General features: G+C 72.8%; 14 protein-coding genes and 1 tRNA gene. 11 read left to right on the top strand and 4 right to left on the bottom strand.

The genetic code is table 11. The features are described from left to right. Positions 1-48: 48 nt before the first annotated feature. Genes DEJ22_RS12325 through DEJ22_RS12315 form a run of 3 tightly spaced genes read left to right on the top strand, consistent with a single transcriptional unit; the run spans position 49 to position 2,117 of the window. Complete coding sequence (locus tag DEJ22_RS12325; RefSeq protein ID WP_111227724.1) at positions 49-783, top strand: MSMEG_4193 family putative phosphomutase; 735 nt, start codon at positions 49-51, stop codon at positions 781-783. Positions 784-816: 33 nt separating this feature from the next. After that, positions 817-1,344, top strand: a complete 528-nt coding sequence (locus tag DEJ22_RS12320; RefSeq protein ID WP_111227725.1) for a DUF3090 domain-containing protein — start codon at positions 817-819, stop codon at positions 1,342-1,344. Further along, positions 1,341-2,117: an SCO1664 family protein gene (locus DEJ22_RS12315; protein ID WP_111227726.1), complete on the top strand. Its 777-nt coding sequence runs from the start codon at positions 1,341-1,343 to the stop codon at positions 2,115-2,117. Before DEJ22_RS12320 ends, DEJ22_RS12315 begins: the two co-directional genes overlap by 4 nt. Before the next feature lie 58 nt (positions 2,118-2,175). Here the strand turns inward: DEJ22_RS12315 and DEJ22_RS12310 are convergent, their stop codons facing one another. The 3 genes from DEJ22_RS12310 to DEJ22_RS12300 form a co-directional block, all read right to left on the bottom strand. Continuing rightward, the gene (locus tag DEJ22_RS12310) at positions 2,176-4,212 is read right to left on the bottom strand and encodes a vWA domain-containing protein (protein ID WP_111227727.1); all 2,037 of its coding nucleotides are present in this window, start codon (positions 4,210-4,212) and stop codon (positions 2,176-2,178) included. Then, positions 4,205-5,590, bottom strand: a complete 1,386-nt coding sequence (locus DEJ22_RS12305; RefSeq protein WP_111227728.1) for a MoxR family ATPase — start codon at positions 5,588-5,590, stop codon at positions 4,205-4,207. Before DEJ22_RS12305 ends, DEJ22_RS12310 begins: the two co-directional genes overlap by 8 nt. Positions 5,591-5,722: 132 nt before the next feature. Then, positions 5,723-6,922: a cobalamin-independent methionine synthase II family protein gene (locus DEJ22_RS12300; RefSeq protein WP_258379672.1), complete on the bottom strand. Its 1,200-nt coding sequence runs from the start codon at positions 6,920-6,922 to the stop codon at positions 5,723-5,725. 208 nt (positions 6,923-7,130) lie between these two features. On the opposite strand from DEJ22_RS12300, the gene DEJ22_RS12295 reads away from it, so the two are divergent. From DEJ22_RS12295 to DEJ22_RS12285, 3 genes are all read left to right on the top strand, one after another. Next, a complete protein-coding gene (locus DEJ22_RS12295; RefSeq protein ID WP_502861850.1) occupies positions 7,131-8,579 on the top strand; it encodes an MFS transporter in 1,449 nt (482 codons plus the stop codon). Between the two features lie 149 nt (positions 8,580-8,728). After that, complete coding sequence (locus DEJ22_RS12290; protein ID WP_111227729.1) at positions 8,729-9,403, top strand: GntR family transcriptional regulator; 675 nt, start codon at positions 8,729-8,731, stop codon at positions 9,401-9,403. Between the two features lie 668 nt (positions 9,404-10,071). Then, positions 10,072-10,161: transfer RNA gene (locus tag DEJ22_RS12285), tRNA-Ser, on the top strand. Positions 10,162-10,250: 89 nt separating this feature from the next. Here DEJ22_RS12285 and DEJ22_RS12280 read toward each other — a convergent pair. After that, complete coding sequence (locus tag DEJ22_RS12280; RefSeq protein WP_111227730.1) at positions 10,251-11,471, bottom strand: MFS transporter; 1,221 nt, start codon at positions 11,469-11,471, stop codon at positions 10,251-10,253. Between the two features lie 129 nt (positions 11,472-11,600). Here DEJ22_RS12280 and DEJ22_RS12275 point away from each other — a divergent pair, with 129 nt between their 5' ends. The 5 genes from DEJ22_RS12275 to DEJ22_RS12255 all read left to right on the top strand — a co-directional run bounded on the left by DEJ22_RS12275 (position 11,601) and on the right by DEJ22_RS12255 (position 17,993). Beyond that, positions 11,601-12,050, top strand: coding sequence for a MarR family winged helix-turn-helix transcriptional regulator (locus DEJ22_RS12275; protein WP_111227731.1), 450 nt, complete (start codon positions 11,601-11,603; stop codon positions 12,048-12,050). 52 nt (positions 12,051-12,102) lie between these two features. Next, positions 12,103-13,095, top strand: coding sequence for a glycosyl hydrolase family 18 protein (locus tag DEJ22_RS12270; RefSeq protein WP_181430921.1), 993 nt, complete (start codon positions 12,103-12,105; stop codon positions 13,093-13,095). A 208-nt stretch (positions 13,096-13,303) separates the two neighbouring features. After that, on the top strand, positions 13,304-14,296 hold the full coding sequence (locus DEJ22_RS12265) for an AAA family ATPase (protein WP_111227733.1): 993 nt from the start codon (positions 13,304-13,306) through the stop codon (positions 14,294-14,296). Then, the gene (locus tag DEJ22_RS12260; protein ID WP_111227734.1) at positions 14,296-15,627 is read left to right on the top strand and encodes a DUF58 domain-containing protein; all 1,332 of its coding nucleotides are present in this window, start codon (positions 14,296-14,298) and stop codon (positions 15,625-15,627) included. Before DEJ22_RS12265 ends, DEJ22_RS12260 begins: the two co-directional genes overlap by 1 nt. After that, positions 15,624-17,993, top strand: coding sequence for a transglutaminase TgpA family protein (locus tag DEJ22_RS12255; RefSeq protein WP_111227735.1), 2,370 nt, complete (start codon positions 15,624-15,626; stop codon positions 17,991-17,993). The genes DEJ22_RS12260 and DEJ22_RS12255 overlap by 4 nt, the downstream gene beginning before the upstream one ends. Positions 17,994-18,005 lie beyond the last annotated feature (12 nt).

Raw genomic sequence — 18,005 nt, 5'->3', positions numbered from 1 at the left:
CCGCCATCCGCTCCGCGCGGCTCGGGGACACTGCCTAGGATCGAGCACATGGCGACCGTCCTCCTCGTCCGGCACGGACGCACCACCGCGAACGCGACCGGGGTCCTGGCGGGCCGCACCGCCGGGGTGGCCCTCGACCGGGTCGGCCGGGAGCAGGCGGACCGCGCAGCCGAGCGCATCGCCCCGATCCCGCTCGCCGCGCTCGTGACGAGCCCGCTCGAGCGGTGCCGGCAGACCGCGCGGGCACTCCTCGCTCGCCAGCAGGGCACCCCCGACGTGCGGGTCGAGCGGGCGATCACCGAGGCCGACTACGGGGACTGGCAGGGCCGGAAGCTCGCGGACCTGGCGAAGGAGCCGCTGTGGCGCACCGTGCAGGCGAACCCGAGCGCCGTGGTGTTCCCGGGCGGTGAGTCCATGCAGACGATGCAGTCCCGCGCCGTCGCCGCGGTCCGCCGCATCGATGCCGAGGTCGAGGCGGCGCACGGTCCGAGGGCGGTCTGGGTCGCGGTGAGCCACGGCGACATCGTCAAGTCCGTGCTCGCCGACGCGCTCGGAATGCACCTCGACCTGTTCCAGCGGATCGCCGTCGGGCCGGCGTCGGTGTCCGTCGTCCGGTACGGGGAGCACCGGCCGGAGGTCGTCGCGACGAACACGGACTCCGGGGACCTGTCGTGGCTCGCAGCTGCACCCGCACCGAGTGGTGACGCCGCGGTCGGCGGGGGTGCGGGCCACGCGACCGAGGCGACCGCGGACGGGTCCGGTACGGGGAACGAACGACCCTGAACGGACGGAGCCGACCGCTCCTACAATCGGGTCATGCCCACCATCGTGCACGGCTTCGACTGGCCGGAACGTCTCGTCGTCGGGACGGTCGGCCGCCCGGGCGAGCGCGCCTTCTACCTGCAGGCGCGCGACGGCAAGCGGGTGACCAGCGTCGCGCTCGAGAAGGAGCAGTCAGCGGTCCTCGCCGACAAGGTCGCCGAACTCCTCGACGAGGTCGCGACCGTCGACGACAACCGGTTCAGCGTCCCGCCCACGGTGCCGTCCGAGCTCCGCGACGCGGCTCCGCTCGACCAGCCGGTGGAGCCGGAGTTCCGTGCCGGAGCGCTCAGCCTCGGGTTCGACCCGGCGACGGCGCAGGTGGTCATCGAGGCGTACCCGATCGAGGACGAGCTCGAGATCGTCACCGAGACGAACGAGGACGGTGACGAGGTCGAGGCCGTCGTCGAGATCCCCGAGCCCGCCGAGGTCTTCCAGGTGAAGATCCCGGTCGGCAGCGCGCGGGCCTTCGTCGAACGCACGCGCGAGGTCGTCGCAGCGGGTCGGCGCCCCGGCGACGCATGAGCGACGGCGCACCACAGCACGACGGCTCCCTCACCATCCGGGCGCGGATCCGCGAGGCGTCGAACGCCACCTTCCTGGCCGACCTCGACGGCGCGTCCGTCGTGTACAAGCCCATCGAGGGGGAGCGCCCGCTGTGGGACTTCCCCGAGGGCACGCTGGCCGGGCGGGAGGTCGCCGCCCACCTGGTCTCCGAGGCCTTCGGGTGGGGCATCGTGCCGCCCACGTGGCTCGGCGACGGGCCCTTCGGCCCCGGCATGGTCCAGCGCTGGCAGGACGTCGACGCGGAGCAGGACGCCGTCGACCTGGTCCCGACCGACGAGGCCGACGCCGAGGGCTCCCCGTGGCTGCCCGTGCTCGAGGCGATCGACGAGCACGACCAGCCCGTCACGCTCGTGCACGAGGACACCGCGGCGCTCCGCCGGATGGCCGTGTTCGACGTCGTCGTGAACAACGCCGACCGGAAGGGCGGGCACGTGCTCGCGATGCCGGACGGGCACCGGTACGGCGTCGACCACGGGCTGACCTTCCACGTCGAGCACAAGCTCCGCACGGTCCTGTGGGGCTGGATCGGGGAGCCGCTCGACCCCGACGAGCTCGAGGGGCTCGACCGCGTGTCCGAGGCGCTCCGCGGGGACCTCGGCGTCGCGCTCGCCGAGCACCTGACCCGCGGCGAGGTCGACAACCTCCGCGCACGATGCGCCGCGCTCCGGGCGGTCGGGATGTTCCCCCCGCCGCCCGGCAACGGCCCCGCCGTGCCCTGGCCGCTCTTCTGACGGACGGGAGGCGCGGTGCCGGACGGCGCCGCGCCTCCCGGCCGTCAGCTGGTCGGGCTCAGCCCGCCCAGTCGTCGCCGAACGGGGACGTGCCGCCCCGACGTGCACCCAGGTACGAGCCGACCACGGCGACGCCGAGGTCGTCGTTCTCGGGCGCGACGACCGACCCGTCCACGCGTCGAGCCATCGCGTCGATGAAGCGCGCGAGCCCGGGGTCGTCACCGAGCCGGAAGAACGTCGTCTGCGCGCCCAGCCGCCCGGCGTTCTCGAGCTCCCGCACCGTCAGTGCGATCGTCACCGGGTCGGGCGGGTACCCGAACCACACCTGACCGTTCGGCTCGAGGTGCGACGTCGGCTCGCCGTCGGTCACGATCAGGAGCACGGGCTGCACCGTCGGGTGCTTCCGGAAGTGCCGGTTCGCCAGGAGCAGGGCGTGGTGCAGGTTCGTGCCCTTGTCCCACTGCGCGTCGAGGCCGACGAGCTGGTCGACGTCCATGACCTCGGCCTCGCGCCCGAACGCGATGAGCTGCAGGTCGTCGCCGCGGAACCGTGTGCTGACGAGGGTGTGCAGCGCGAGGGCGGTTCGCTTCATCGGGACCCAGCGGTCCTCCATCGCCATCGAGAACGAGGTGTCGACGAGCAACGCGACACAGGCCTGCGTCCGCGCCTCGGTCTCCTGCACCTCGACGTCGTCGATCGTCAGGCGCACGCCGGGCCCGGACCTGCCGTCCGCGGCGGTGCGCACGAGGGCGTTCGTGATCGACCGGGGGAGGTCCCACGGCTCGGTGTCGCCGAACGCCCACGGGCGGGTCGCACCGGAGGGCTCGCCGGAGGCACCCGACCGGCGGAGGTCGCGGGCACCCTGCCGCCCGGACATCCGCTCGGCGACGTCCTTGAGCAGGCTCTTGCCGAGTTGCCGCATCGCCTTCGGGGTCAGGCGGAGCTGTCCGTCCGAGCCGCGCTTGACCGCGCCTGAGTTGCGGAGTGCCTGCTCCAACCGCTGCAGGGTGCGGGCGTCGACCGTTGCCTCGTCCCCGAGCTGACGCTGCAGGGCGTCGAGGTCGAGGTCGGCCAGGTCGGACCCCGGCCCGGACTGCGCGAGCTGCTCGGCCAGGGCGTCGAGGTCGGCGATGTCCTGGAACACCCCGGTGCCGTCGCCGAGGCCGAGGCCCTGCTCGCCGTCCATGCGCTCCGAACCGCCCCAGTCCTCGCCGGGACGGAGCGCGCGCAGGTTGTCGTCGAGCTGCCCGAGCTGGCCCATCAGGTCCGGCGAGCCGAACGCCTGCTGCGCCAGGGCGTCGAGTTCGTCCCGCTGCTCCTGGGTCATCGAGTTCCGCATGCGCTGGGCGGCCGCGGCCCGGGCGGCGAGGTCGTCGAGCAGCTCCTCGACGTTCTTCGGCTCCGACGGGAAGTGCTGCCCGTGCTGCGCCGTGAAGGCGTCGAACTGCTCCTGCGTGTCGGTGCCGCGTCGGTGGTCCTCGAGCAGCTGGTTGAGGTCGCGCATCATCTCGGACACGGCCGCGCGGTCCTCGTCGGAGGCGTTCTCGAGCGCCTGCTTCACACCGGCGAAGCGCTGGTCGAGGACCTCGCGCCCGAGCAGGTCCTTGATCTCGTCGTACTTCTGCCGGGCCGTCGGGCTCTTCCAGTCGTACCCGTTCAGCTCCTGCACGGCGCTCGCGGGCGACGGCGGCAGGCTGTCGAGCTGCATCTCGGCCAGTGCGCGGTCGCCGTCGTCGAGGTCGACGTTCCGGGCGAGCTCGCCGCGTTCGGCGAGCAGGGCCTCGTCGAGGAGCTCCTTGACCTGCTGCAGGGTGCCGTCGAGGTTGTTCCGGCTGGTGAGCTCGCGGCGACGCTCGGCGACCCGACGCATCAGGTCGTCGAGTCCGCGCTGGGTCTGTCCGCCGCGTCGGAGGAACTCGCGGAGGGCGCGCTCCGGCGACGTGCCGCCCATGACGTCCTCGCCGATGGCGTCGAGCGCCTCGGACAGGTCGACCGGGGGAGCGAGCGGATCCGGCCCGCCCCCGTACTTCCCGTAGGAGGCAGTCTTCCCGTACCGGGCGTTGCGGGTCAGACGGCGGTTCTGCCGACTAGCCATAGACGGCCTCGCCGCCCCCCGACTCCTTGCTGATGCGCCGCGCGAGGAAGAGCCCCTCGAGCGCCAGTTCGATCGCGCCGGCCCGCTCGCCGTCGTCGGTCGCGCCGAGGCGCTCGCACACCTGGTCGTAGACGTCCGACTCACCGATCGAGGGCAGCCCCTCGAGGAAGGTCCGGGCGCTGACCTGCTCGCCGGTGGTCACCATCGTGCCGCCGTCGAGCGCCTCGACGAGGACGCCGAAGTCGATCCCGCGGAAGCGCGACCGCACGGTCTCGGCCGTCGCGGTCCGGAGCAGGTGCTCGAGGACCTCGTCCGCCCGGTCCTCTTCCCCGTTCTCGAACTCGATCTTGCCGCCGAGGACGTCGACCGCGGTCTCGAGGTCGATCGGCCGGGCCACCGGGTGCTCCTCGCCCTGCCGCGCGGCGCGGTGCACGGCCGCGGCGGAGATCGTCTCGGCGCCGGCGATGGCGAAGCGTGCGCTGACGCCGCTCCGCTGGTCCACCGCGCTGGACTGGCGCAGGGCGCGCGTGAACCGGGCGAGGATCTCGATGAGCGCGTCCGGGACCTCGGCGGTGAGCTGGGCCTCCTGCCGGATGACGGCGACCTCGTCCGCGAGCTCGATCGGGTAGTGCGTGCGGATCTCGGCGCCGAAGCGGTCCTTCAGCGGCGTGATGATCCGGCCGCGGTTCGTGTAGTCCTCGGGGTTGGCGCTCGCGACGACGAGCACGTCGAGCGGCAGGCGCAGCACGTAGCCACGGATCTGCACGTCGCGTTCCTCCATCACGTTGAGCATCGCGACCTGGATGCGCTCCGCGAGGTCGGGGAGCTCGTTGATCGCGACGATGCCGCGGTGGCCGCGGGGGATCAGGCCGAAGTGGATGGTCTCCGGGTCGCCGAGGCTGCGCCCCTCTGCCACCTTCATCGGGTCGACGTCGCCGATCAGGTCGGCCACGCTGGTGTCGGGGGTCGCGAGCTTCTCGACGTAGCGCTCGTCGCGGTGCACCCACGCGATCGGCAGGGCGTCACCGAGGTCCTCGGCCCGCCGCTGGCTCGCGGTGGTGATCGGCTCGAACGGGTGCTCGCCGAGCTCCGAGCCGGTGATCACCGGGGTCCACTCGTCGAGCAGTCCCTGAAGGGTCCGCAGCAGGCGGGTCTTGCCCTGCCCGCGCTCACCGAGCAGGACGACGTCGTGTCCGGCGATGAGCGCGCGTTCGAGCTGGGGGATGACGGTGGTCTCGAAGCCGTGCAGGCCGGGCCACGGGTCACGGCCCTCGCGCAGGGCCTGGAGGAGGTTGTCGCGGATCTCGGCGCGGACCGACTTCTGGACGTGCCCAGCAGCGCGGAGCTCGCCGACCGTTTGGATGTCAGGTCGGGTCACGGGCGCCACGGTACGCCTGCCCGCCGACGCTGGCGACCACTCCGGCCGACGGACGCCCCCTCTGCACGAGACGCTCTGCCGGAGGCGTCTCGGGCGGCCGGGGCCGTCTCGCGCGGCCCGAGGCGTCCCGCGTCAGCCGAACAGGCGACGCGACGCGATCTCCGCGCCCTCGACGAGCGCGCGGAGCTTCGCCCACGCGACGTCCGACGCGACGAACTCGTAGCTCGCGAAGGTCGCCAGCCCGCAGTCGGTCCCCGCGATCACGCGCGTGGGGTCGCCGACCGCCTCGGCTGCCTCGACGATGCGGTTCGCGACGAGCTGCGGGTGCTCCAGGTAGTTCGTCGTCACGTCGATCACACCCGGCACGAGCACTGCGTCCTCGGGCAGCGGCAGGTCACGGAACGCCGGGAACTCGTGCGCGTGCCGCGGATTGCCGAACGGGATGCTGAAGGAGCCGACCTCGGCGCGGTAGAGGTGGGGGAGCAGCACGTCGACCGGGACGTCGTCCTGGTGCGGCCCCTGCCAGTTGCCGTAGCAGACGTGCAGCCGGGTCTGCTCCTTCGGGATGTTGCGCAGCGCGTGGTTGAGGGCATCGACGTGCAGGTCGACCGCGTCGAGGAACACCTCGAGCGGTGCGTCCCCGAAGTGGATCACGCGCTCCATCGCGAGGTCGGGGGCGTCGAGCTGGAGCACGTGCCCGCGGGCGACGATCTCCTCGTACTCGACCCGGAGCTGCTCAGCCAGCGCGAAGACGTACTCGCGGTGATCGCGGTAGTGCGGGTTCTGCTCGTCGAGGAGCAGCGTCGTCGCGACGATGCCCGGCGTCGCCGCGGAGAGGAAGGTGCCGGCAGGCGCGCGCCCGGCGGCGGCGTTCCGGGCGAGTTCGCGCTCGAACCCGTCCAGGTCCTCGCGGATGCCGGCGCGCTCCTGGTCGTACTCGAGCAGGCCCTGGGCGACGGGGGTGTCCCAGACCCGGGCGAACTCGGCGCCCTCGTCGATCTGCCGGGCCTGGAACGCCGCGTACTCCGGGAACTTCACGCTGTCGAGCGTCGGCTTGCGGTGCCCCGACCCGCCGAAGCCGGAGAGGCGCTCGCGGATGTAGGTGGAGAACCCGACACGGGGGACCTCGCCGTCGTTGACGACGTCGATCCCGGCATCGAGCTGCGCATCGACCGTGCGGGCGAGCACGGCAGCGGTCTCCTCGCGGAGCGCCTGCGCGTCGTACGGCTTGCCCTGGTCGCGAGCGACCAGCAGCGCGGTCAGCTCGGGCGTGCGGGGGAGGGACCCGGTGTGCGTGGTGAGGATGCGGTCGGTCGAGTTCTGCAGGGGCACCCCGCCACGGTACCGACGCCGTCGCGACCGGCGTCGTGGCCGGTCATGGTGCGTCACGCTCGGCACGACCGTGCACCGGACGGGAGGCGCGGGACCGGTGGGCGACGCGCCTCCCGTCCACCTTGCACGGGTTCCTGAATCTGTGAGGATGTAAAGCTGCGCTGCCACTGGGAACCAGCCTGGAATCCCCGGAGTACGGTCCGCTCTCGTGAGCAGTACGACGAACGGGGCGATCAAGAGCCTGGTCCCCGCCAGGATGGACAGACTGCCGTGGACAAGGTTCCACTGGAGCGTGGTGGTGGGCCTCGGCGTCTCCTGGATCCTCGACGGGCTCGAGATCCAGATCGTCTCGAACGCCGGGTTCCAGGCGGACCTCGACCTGTCCACGCAGCAGGTGACGACGCTCGGCACCATCTACCTGTTCGGGCAGGTGATCGGCGCGCTCGTGTTCGGACGCATGTCCGACCGGCTGGGCCGGCGCAAGCTGTTCATCCTGACGCTCGCGATCTACCTGATCGGCTCGGGCATCGCCGGCCTCGCGCAGGACTTCTGGTTCCTGGCGGCCTTCCGGTTCATCGCCGGACTCGGCATCGGCGGTGAGTACGCCGCGATCAACTCCGCGATCGACGAGCTGATCCCGTCGAAGTACCGCGGACACGTCGACATCGCGATCAACGGCACGTACTGGGGTGGTGCCGCCCTCGGCGCCTTCGCCAACATCTACCTGCTCGACACGTCGATCTTCGCCGAGAACATCGGCTGGCGCATCGGGTTCTTCCTCGGCCCGGTGCTCGGCATCGTCATCATCTTCCTGCGTCGGCACATCCCCGAGAGCCCGCGGTGGCTCATGACGCACGGGCGCGAGGAAGAGGCCGAGCGGACCGTCTCGGCGATCGAGGAGTCGGTCGAGAAGTCGACGGGACACCGGCTGCCGGACGTCGACGAGTCCAAGGCGATGACGGTCACGCCGCTCGACAAGGTCGGGTTCCTGACGATCGCGAGGGTCCTGCTCAAGCAGTACCCGTCGCGCACGCTCGTCGGCGCGACGATGATGATCACCCAGGCGTTCCTCTACAACGCGATCTTCTTCACGTACGCCCTCGTGCTCACCAACTTCTTCGGGTTGAAGACCTCGGAGACGGCGGTGTACTTCTTCCCCTTCGCCATCGGCAACCTGCTCGGCCCGATCCTGCTCGGTCGCTTCTTCGACACCTGGGGCCGGCGGCAGATGATCTTCCTGACGTACCTGGTGTCCGGGCTCGTGCTCGCGACCTCGGCGTTCCTGTTCCGCGCGGACGCGATCAGCGCCACCGTGCAGGTCGTGTTCTGGTGCGTGTCGTTCTTCTTCGCCTCTGCCGGCGCCTCGAGCGCCTACCTGACCGTGAGCGAGATCTTCCCGCTCGAGCTGCGGTCGCAGGCGATCTCGTACTTCTTCGCGCTCGCGCAGGTCTTCGGTGCGATCGCCCCGACGATCTACGGGGCGTTCATCGGCGACGGGTCGTCGCGCGAACCGCTGTTCTGGGGGTACCTGCTCGGGTCCGGGGTGATGATCGTCGGCGGCATCGTGGCCCTGGTGTTCGGCGTCGACGCAGCACGCAAGGGCCTCGAGGACATCACGCAACCGCTGTCCGTCCTCACCGGTGGCGCCAAGAAGTAAGATTTCGTATACGTGATGTTTCGTGACGAGACCCTCCCGCTGGGAGGGTCTCGTCATGGCACTCCTCCACATCCCGACACCGACCGGAACGGTCCACCGGTCGCCCGCTCCCGGAACCCTCGGCGGCCACCGTGCGTGACGCTGGGTGGATGGATCGGTCATCGTCCTCGGGGAGCGACCGGGTCCCCGACCCGAGCGGCATCCGACGCGGCCTGCTGCGTGACGCCGTCTTCCTGAAGCTGCTCGAGAACGTCCTGCGCGGTGTCTACCGCCGCGGGCAGCGACTGCGACTCGACGACATCGCCGAGGACATGCGGGTGTCCCGAACGCCCGTACGTGAAGCCCTCGTCCCGCTCGAGTCACTGCGGCTCGTGAGCGTGCAGCGGTACGTCGGGGTCGTGGTGGCCCAGTGGTCCGTGGTGCAGATGGTCGAGCGGCTGCGGGTGGCGCGGGCCATGATCGCCGACCCGGCGGCTGCCGGCCAGGGCACCGGGGAACCCTTCGACGCCCAGGTGCTGACGACGTGCCTGACCGAGGCCGGGGCACTCGTCGAGCTCGGGGCGTGGTACCTGCGTCGCCGTGGTGCGATCGTGAGCGCTGACTGGCTCGTCGCGCAGCGGGCGGTGCTCGACACCTTCTTCACGGACGACGTCGCGGCGGCGAACGGCATCGACGCGGTCGTGGGGCGGCGTGCTCGGGTGGCGCAGGTCGAACGGGCGGTGGCCGCTGCCGAGCACGAGCGGCTCGAGGTGTGTGCGAGCGAACTCGTCGGGCTCGCCGAGGACCTCATCGCGCTACCGGACCGGTTCCGCGCGGCGGCGTGACCGCGGGTGGGTGCCGGGCGAGCGGTGTCGGGTGGGCGGTGCCCGCTCGCGGTTCGCGTGTGCGGTGCGCGGTGCGCGTGGCCGTGCCCGCGCGCGTGGCCGTGTGCAATGCCCGACGGACGCGCTCGGTGCCTGTCGGCTGGTGCCCGCGTCCTCTTCGCGCGACTCCTCTGCGAGAGCGACAGTGCGCCGGTGAACTGCGGCGGGGCACTGTCGCTCTCGCGGACCAGTCGGGCGTTGCCCGGGTGCCGGGCGCGGGCGTGCGCAGTGGGCTGTCGCGCTCGCAGTCCTGCCGCGCGACGGCCGGCCCGAGGTCGGTCGAGCACCCAGGGCGGGGGCGCGGATCGGGTCCGCGCCCCCTGGCCGTCCCCGTCAGGGCTCCGCGCGACCGGGCGCGACGGGCTCTGCAGAAGGGGGGACGACGTCTGGTGCTGTGTCGCGACTACGGAGGACGTGCTCCGGAACGTGATCGCCGCGTCCCGATGATGCTAGGCGTCGGGGTACGCGTCGACAACCCCTCGGCGTCCCCACTTCAGGGGACCGTCTGTCCGGACGGTCCGTCTGCCGCGTTCCGGGGACGTGCGAGCGCTCAGCGTGTCTGCTCGGCGCCGAGGTCGAGACGGGGCTCGTCCTCCTGTATGGTGGGGTCTGCGTTCGCGAGAGCGCACGGAGACGTCGCATAGTCAGGCCGAGTGCACCACCCTGCTAAGGTGGAGTCCCCTTTGAGGGGACCGAGGGTTCAAATCCCTCCGTCTCCGCACCGAACGAAACCCCCGCCGAAGCGGGGGTTTCGTCGTTCCGGGGTGATGTCCGTCCGGGCGATCTCCGTCCGGGCGGTGGTGCCGGTTCAGACGCTGGCGGTGCTGTCCGTGCTCACGCCGGCCTCGGAGGCAGCGGTCGGGATCGACGCGCCGGCAGAACGGGCCGACCGACGAGCGGCGCCCGCGGCACCGAGCGTCAGCAGCACGGCGCCGAGGGTGATCGCGGCACCGGCCCAGAGCGGTGACGTGTACCCGAGCCCGGCGGCGATGGTGAGCCCGCCGATCCAGGCGCCGAGCGCGTTGCCGAGGTTGAACGCCGCGATGTTCGCCCCGCTGGCAAGGGTCGGGGCGTGGTCCGCGTACTGCATGACCCGCGTCTGCAGGGCGGGGACGGTCGCGAACCCGAACGCGCCCATCAGCACGAGGGCGACGACCGTGAGCACGGCCGAGGTCGCCACCAGGGCGAACCCGACGAGCACGAGCGTGAGCACCGCGAGCACGACGAGCAGGGTCCCGTCGATCGAGCGTGCCGCTGCCCGGCCCCCGACGATGTTGCCGACGAAGAGCCCGACACCGAACACGACGAGGAGCCAGGGCACGGTGCTGGCGGCGAAGCCCGACACCGAGGTCAGCGTGTAGGCGATGTACGTGAACGCCCCGAACATCCCGCCGAAGCCGAGGACGGTGATCCCGAGCGACAGCCAGACCTGCCCGGACCGGAACGCCCCGAGCTCCCGGACGAGCGAGGGGGTCCCGGCGGTGCGCACCGCGGGGACGAGCAGGAGCACGCCGACCAGTGCGACGACACCGATCGCGGCGATGGCCCAGAACGTGCTGCGCCACCCGAACGTCTGGCCGAGGAAGGTACCGAACGGCACCCCGAGCACGTTGGACGCCGTCAGGCCGGTGAACATGAGCGCGACGGCGGACGCCTGCCGACCACGCTCGACCATGTTCGCCGCGACGACCGACCCGATGCCGAAGAACGCTCCGTGGCAGAGCGCCGCGACGACCCGTCCGGTCATCATCACGCCGTAGGTCGGTGCGAGTGCGGAGAGGGTGTTGCCGACGATGAAGAGGACCAGCAGGCCGACGAGCACCGGCTTCCGTGGCAGACGGGTGGTCGCCGCGGTCAGGGCGAGGGCGCCGACCACGACGGACAGCGCGTAGCCAGTGACGAGCCACCCGGCGGTGGTCTCGCTGACCGCGAAATCGGCCGCGACTTCGGGCAGGAGTCCGGTGATGACGAACTCGGTCAGTCCGATGCCGAAGCCCCCGAGGGCGAGGGCGATGAGTCCGGCGGGCATGGGTGTCCCTTTCGTTGTGCGGGGGAGTGGTCCCGCGTACGCTGGTAGTTGCACACGCGGCACATCGATGGTTGCACGCGCGGTGTATCCGCGCAAGCAAGCAACGGTTCACCCACACCAGGAGGCACCATGTCCGTCGACGACACGTCCGTCGCCGTCCGCGCCCACGGCTGGCGCACCCTCGCCGCCCTGCACGCCGCGATCGAGACCCGGCTCGAACGTGCGCTCCGCGCCGTCGACCTGTCGGTCGTCGAGTTCACCGTGCTCGACGCCCTCCGCCGACAGGACGGCTTCCACATGCGGATGCAGCAGCTCGCCCGGGCGGCGGCGCTCAGCCCGAGTGCCACCACCCGCCTCGTCAACCGGCTCGAGGAGCGCGCCCTGCTCACCCGGGTGCTCTGCGCGGACGACCGGCGGGGCCTGTACACCGAGCTGACGCACGCCGGTCAGGCGCTGCTCGACGAGGCCGCCCCGATCCATGCGGCGGCGCTCGAAGCCGCGCTCGCCGACGCACGCGGGGTCCCCGAGCTCGAGGCGCTCGCCGAGGCCGTCGAACGGCTCGAGCACGCCCGGGCCTGAGGGGCCGGTCGTCAGCCGTGGAGCACGTCCCTCCCTCGGCTACCGTTGGCGGGTGATCCGCTGGCCCGCACTCGCCGTCGCCGTCGTCCTCGCGACGACCGCGCTCAGCGGGTGTGCCGTGACACCCCGGACGTCCGGTCCGGTGGTCGAGGCGTACGTCGAACCCGGCACCGCCGCGGCCCGGGTCCGCGCCGCGACCGAGCACGCCGCCACCATCGGGATCGACGGTGTCACCCTGACCGAGGACGGTGCCGGCCTGGCAGCCCTGCCCGACGAGGTCCGCTCGCTCGTCCGCACCGCGCACCGTGGAGGTGCCGAGGCGGAGCTGCTCGTCAGCAACTTCTCCGAGTCCCTCGGCGACTTCTCGCCCGACACCGGCACGGCGCTGCTGGCCGACCCGGCGACCCGACGCCACGTCGCACGCGAGCTCGCGGTACTCGCCGCGCGGAACGACCTGGACGGCGTGCAGATCGACCTCGAGTCGCTCCGCGCGCGCGACCGGGCCGGACTCGTCGCGTTCGCGGCCGCACTCGAGTCGGCCGTGCACGACGAGCTCGGGGCGGGGTCGACCGTCACGATGGCGGTCATGGCCTCCACGTCGGCCGCCGGGTTCCGCGACACCGGGTACGACCTCCCGGCGCTCGCCGAGCACGTCGACCGCTTCGTGCTCATGACCTACGACCAGCACGGTCCGTGGAGCGAGCCGGGCACGGTCGGAGCACTGCCCTGGGCGGAGCGGGTCGTCGAGACCGCGGAGCACCTCGGCGTCCCCGCCGAGCGCATCGACCTCGGCATCGCCGGGTACGGGTACCTCTGGGGCGGACGCGACGCCGGTCAGGTGTCCCCTGCACGGGCGCGTCGCCTCGCCGGTGGCGCCGCGCGGTGGTCCGAGCGGACGGGGGAGTGGAGCGCGACGCTCGCCGACGGCCGGGAGCTGCACTGGTCCGACGCCCGCTCCTACCGGGTGCGCGTCGCCCTGGCGCAGCGCCTCGGCCTGCACGGCGTCGCGCTCTGGTCGCTGACGACGGAGGCGCTCCCCGGCTGACGACGGAGGCGCGGCCCGGTCGACGACCGGCACGAGCGTGACGCGACGATCCGCGGACGGGAGGCGCGGTGCGAGTCCGCACCGCGCCTCCCGTCCGGCCGTACCGGGCCCGGTGTGTGTCCCGCGGATGATCGGTGCCGCATCCCCGGAGCCTGTCACCGCGCCGATGTAGCATGCACGACACCTGTCCCGAGACGAGGAGGCCTGCGTGCCGGACCCGACCGACCAAGCCTTCCCGATCGAACACGTGCGAGCGGTCGGCGACGACGTCGTCGCGGCCGTCTCCACGGTCGTCGACGGCAAGGTCGACGCGATCCGCACCGCCTTCACCGTCATGCTCGCCGAGGGGCACCTGCTCGTCGAGGACGTCCCCGGGGTCGGCAAGACCGTGCTCGCCAAGGCGCTCGGGGCCTCGGTCGGCGGCTCGGTGAACCGCATCCAGTTCACCTCGGACATGCTGCCGTCGGACGTGACCGGCGTGAACATCTACGACCAGTCCTCCGGCACGTTCCGGTTCTCGCCCGGACCGGTGTTCGCGAACGTCGTCATCGGCGACGAGATCAACCGCACCAGCCCGAAGACCCAGTCGGCCCTGCTCGAGGCGATGGCGGAGTCGCAGGTCACGGTCGACGGCGTCACACGCCCCCTCGAGTCGCCCTTCATGATCGTCGCGACGCAGAACCCGATCGACATGGAGGGGACGTACCCGCTGCCCGAGGCCCAGCGCGACCGCTTCATGGCGCGCATCGCCATGGGGTACCCGAGCGCCGACGCCGAGCGGCAGATGCTCGCGACACGCGGGACGCACGACCCGCTGTCCTCGCTCCGTCCGATCGTCGACGTCCCGACGCTGCGCGCCATCGTGCACACGGTGCGCGGGGTGCACGTCGCACCGGACGTCGAGGCGTACATCGTCGCCATCGTCCGCGCCACGCGCTCGCATCCCGACCTGGTCCTCGGCGCGAGCCCCCGTGCGACCCTGCACCTGGCCCAGGCCGCGCGCGCCCACGCCGCACTGCTCGGCCGTCCGTTCGTCACGCCGGACGACGTGGCGCAGCTCGCCCCGCTGATCCTCGCCCACCGACTGGTCCCGGTCGCCCGCGGCCTCGGCGGCGCTGCCGAGGACACGGCCCGCGACGTGGTGGTCCGGATCGTGTCCGACACCGCCGTGCCCTTCGCCTCCGCCGCCGTCCGGTCCTGATGTCCGACGGCGGGGGACCCTCGACGCTCGCGCTGCGCGCCGGCGCGGTGCGGTCCTGGGCGCTCCGGTACGGCCGACGCGGCGCGGGGCTGCTGCGGCGGACGCCCTTCCCGCGCCCCACCGCCCGTGGGTGGACCGTGCTCGGCTCGGGGATCGCCCTGGTCGGCGGGGGCCTCGTCGCGGCGACGAGCATCGCGGTGTCCGCCGGGCTGCTGCTCGTCGTGCTCCTCGTGCTCGGCGTGGTGATGGCGCTCGTGGTCGCCGCCCCGCTCCGGGCCACGCGCACGACGTCCAGGGCGGTGGTCCAGGTCGGGGAGGTGTACCGCGAGCGGATCACCCTGCGGGGGACGTCGTTGCCGATCGGACCACGGACGACGCTCCTCGTACGCGAGCAGCTCGAGGACGCCTTCGCGAGCGTGTCCGACGCCGAGACCTACGCACTCGTCGGACCGCACGAGCCGCCCGCCGTCCTCGACGTCGAGGCGCTGGCGGTGCACCGCGGCCGCACGCTCGTGGGGCCGGTGACGATCCGTGTCGAGGACCCGTTCGGCCTGCTGCGCATCGACCGTCCGGTCGTCGCCGCCGAGGAGGTCGTGGTGGTCCCCGCGTCGACCCCCCTGGCCGCGATCGACACCGGGGCGCTCGCCGGCGCGGTGTCCGCCGACGAGGGCCGCGTCGGACAGGGCGGTTCCGCCGACGACAGCGAGCTCCGACCGTACCGGCAGGGTGACCCGATCCGGCGCGTGCACTGGGCACAGAGCGCGCGCCGCGGTGAGCTGCACGTCCGACAGACCACGCAGGCCCAGCCGCCCGAGGCGGTGATCGCCATCGACGTCCGCCGCGAGTCGTACCAGGCGCTGGGTCGCGACGACCTCGCCGAGCTGAGTGACCTCGGCGGCGACGCCGCGTTCGAGCACGCGGTCGTCGTGGCGGCGAGCGTCGCGCGGGCACTCAGTGCACGGACCTCCCGCGTCGTGCTCGTCAGCGACGCCGTCGCGACGAGCTCCCGGCACGCCGGCGACGCCGGGAGCCTGACGGACGTGCTCGTCGGGCTCGCCGACGTCCGCGTGCGGTCCGACGCCCGATCGGTGACCGACGTGCTGCCGGAGGTCCACGGGCGTGACGTGCACGGGATGACCGCCGTCGTCACCGGCCGCTGCACCGCCGAGCAGGCCGCCGAGCTCGTCTCCGCCACGAGCGGGTCGAGCCGGGGGATCCTGGCGACCATCGTGCCGCCCGACCCGGTCGTGCGCGGGATCCTCGACCGCGCCGGCTGGCGCACCCTCGTGGTGCCCGTGCCGGGCGCGCAGAACCAGGGGAGCGTCCGGTGAGCGGCACCTCGACCACCGACCGTGCCCGCATCGGCGCAGGAACCCCGCCCGCTGGGTCCGCCCGGCCCACGGAGCGCTCGGACGTCCCGAGCCCGTGGGTCGTCGCGCTCGCACCGCTCCCCGTCCTGGTCGCCGCACTGGCGATGCGACCGCTCGTGCAGGGCTCCGCCTGGTGGCTCTCCGGCGTGGTCTTCACGGCCGTGCTCGTCGCCGTCGTCCTGGCCGTCCGTCGTCGCGCACCCGGGGTGCGGTTCATCGCCCTCGTCGCGACCCTCGTGGTCGGCTCGTGCGTGGCCGCGGTCGTGAACGACGTGCACCCGCTCGGGTGGCTCGACCGCGAGGGCGCGCTCGGCGAGGCCCTGGCGGCGATCCGCCTCAACCCGGCCCCGCTGCCGCAGACCGACGCGATCCGGCTCGTCGTCACGATCGCCATCGCCTGGGTCGCCGGGGTGTCCCTGTTCCTGGCGGCGATCGCGCCGACCGTGGCACTCGCCGCCGTGCCGGCGCTCGTGGTGCTCATCGTGCCCGGTGTGGTGACCGGCGAGCCCGCGTCCCCGGTGCTCGTCGTCCTGGTCGGCGCAGCCTTCCTCGGGTTGCTGTGGCTGTCCGTGCGCCCGGTGCAACGCGCGTTCCCGGCGGCGGTGGTCGGGGCGATCGGCCTCGTGGTCGCCGTGGGCCTGCCCGCGCTCGTGCCCCTCAACGCGAGCTGGTTGTCCGGCGTCACCGGGGCGCTGCAGTCCCCGATCCAGCCCGGTCGCCCGGGAACGCTGCTCGAACTGGGCCGCGACCTCCGGCAGCCGAACGAGATCGAGGTGCTGCGGTACCGGACCGCCGACGGGCAGCCCGAGTACCTGAAGCTCGCCGACCTCGACGAGTTCGGCAGCGGCGACTGGGTGCCGACGGTGACCGACGCGAGCACCTCCGACACCGCGGACCAGCAGCAGTGGGCCGTCGGTGTGAACCCGCGCCTGGCGAGCCGCGGCGACCTGACGGTGCGGATCACGGGCCTGTCGAGCAACTACCTGCCGGTGCCGGCCGGTGCCGTGTCGCTCGAGTCGCAGTCGACGAACCTCGACCTGTCGCAGTGGCGGTGGATGGGCGACTCGAGCACCGTTCGCTCGACCGGTCCGTCGACGCAGCGCGGCTCCACCTACCAGGCCTTCGGTGCGTCGACGTCGTCGGGGGAGTACCTCGACGCCATCGCGGCGAGCGGCATCCTCGGACGCACCGACGGTCGCGGGTTCTCCGCGCCGAGCGACGCGCAGCTCCGCACCGACCTGTCGCTGCCGGAGGACCTGCCGCGCGACATCCGTGCGGCGGCGCAGCGGGTCGCGGGCGGTCTGCCGAACGACTACGCCAGGGCCCGCGCACTCGAGCAGTGGTTCCGGAGCGACCTGTTCACGTACTCCGAGACGGCCCCCGTCGAGCAGGGCTACGACGGCGACAGCATGGACGTCATCGACACGTTCCTGCGCGTCCGTCAGGGGTACTGCGTGCACTTCGCGTCGTCGATGGCGGTGATGGCGCGCACGCTCGGCATCCCGTCGCGCATCGCCGTCGGCTACCGGGCGAGCAGCGACCAGACCGAGGACGGCGAGTACACGGTCTCGAACCGACAGCTGCACTCGTGGCCGGAGCTGTACATCAGGGGTGCGGGATGGGTCTCCTTCGAACCGACGCCCGCCTCGGACGCGGCAGCGCAGGCCGGCACCGAGTCGTCGGCGACCCCGGCTCCGGCGCCGTCCGAGACGCCGCTGCCCGCGCCGGGCGAGGACACGTCCGACGAGGCGACGCCCACCCCGACCCCGACGTCCTCGGCGTCGCCGGAAGCCGGAGCCGCTGCATCGACCACGGCCTCCGGGCCCGGAGTCGCCGGGCTCGCGGTCGGACTGTTGCTCCTGCTGGCGGTGCTGATCGCGCCGGGAGCGGTCCGGGCACTGCGGCGGCGACGGCGTCTCACCGCGATCCGTGCCGGACGGTCACCGGCCCTGCACGCCTGGCGCGAGGTGCTCGACGACGTCGCCGACCACGGGTACGCCCCGGGCCTGGCACCGCCCGGTGATGCCGCCGCCGTGGCACGGACCGCCCGTGCGGTGCTCGGCCGGCTCGCCGGGACCGTGCCCGCGTCGGTGCTGCCGCACCTGAGCGCGGTGGTCGACGCGGTCGACGTGGAGCGGTTCGCGGTGGACGGCACGGCAGCGGTGGACGCGGAGTCGCTGCGGCGGTCGGTCCTGGAGGCCCGTGCCGCCCTGGACGCATCGGTCCGCCGTGGGCGCGTGGTGCGGTCGCGCGTGTTCCCGCCGAGCCTGCTGCCGTCGTCCGCCTGGTCCCACGAGGGCGCGCGGCGGCGCCGGCGGCCGGCGTGACCTCGCGCCCGC

The organism is Curtobacterium sp. MCSS17_007 (assembly GCF_003234175.2).
Classification (GTDB): domain Bacteria; phylum Actinomycetota; class Actinomycetes; order Actinomycetales; family Microbacteriaceae; genus Curtobacterium.
Note: the sequence above shows the minus strand (reverse complement) of the source record. Positions and strands in the feature narration are given on the sequence as shown.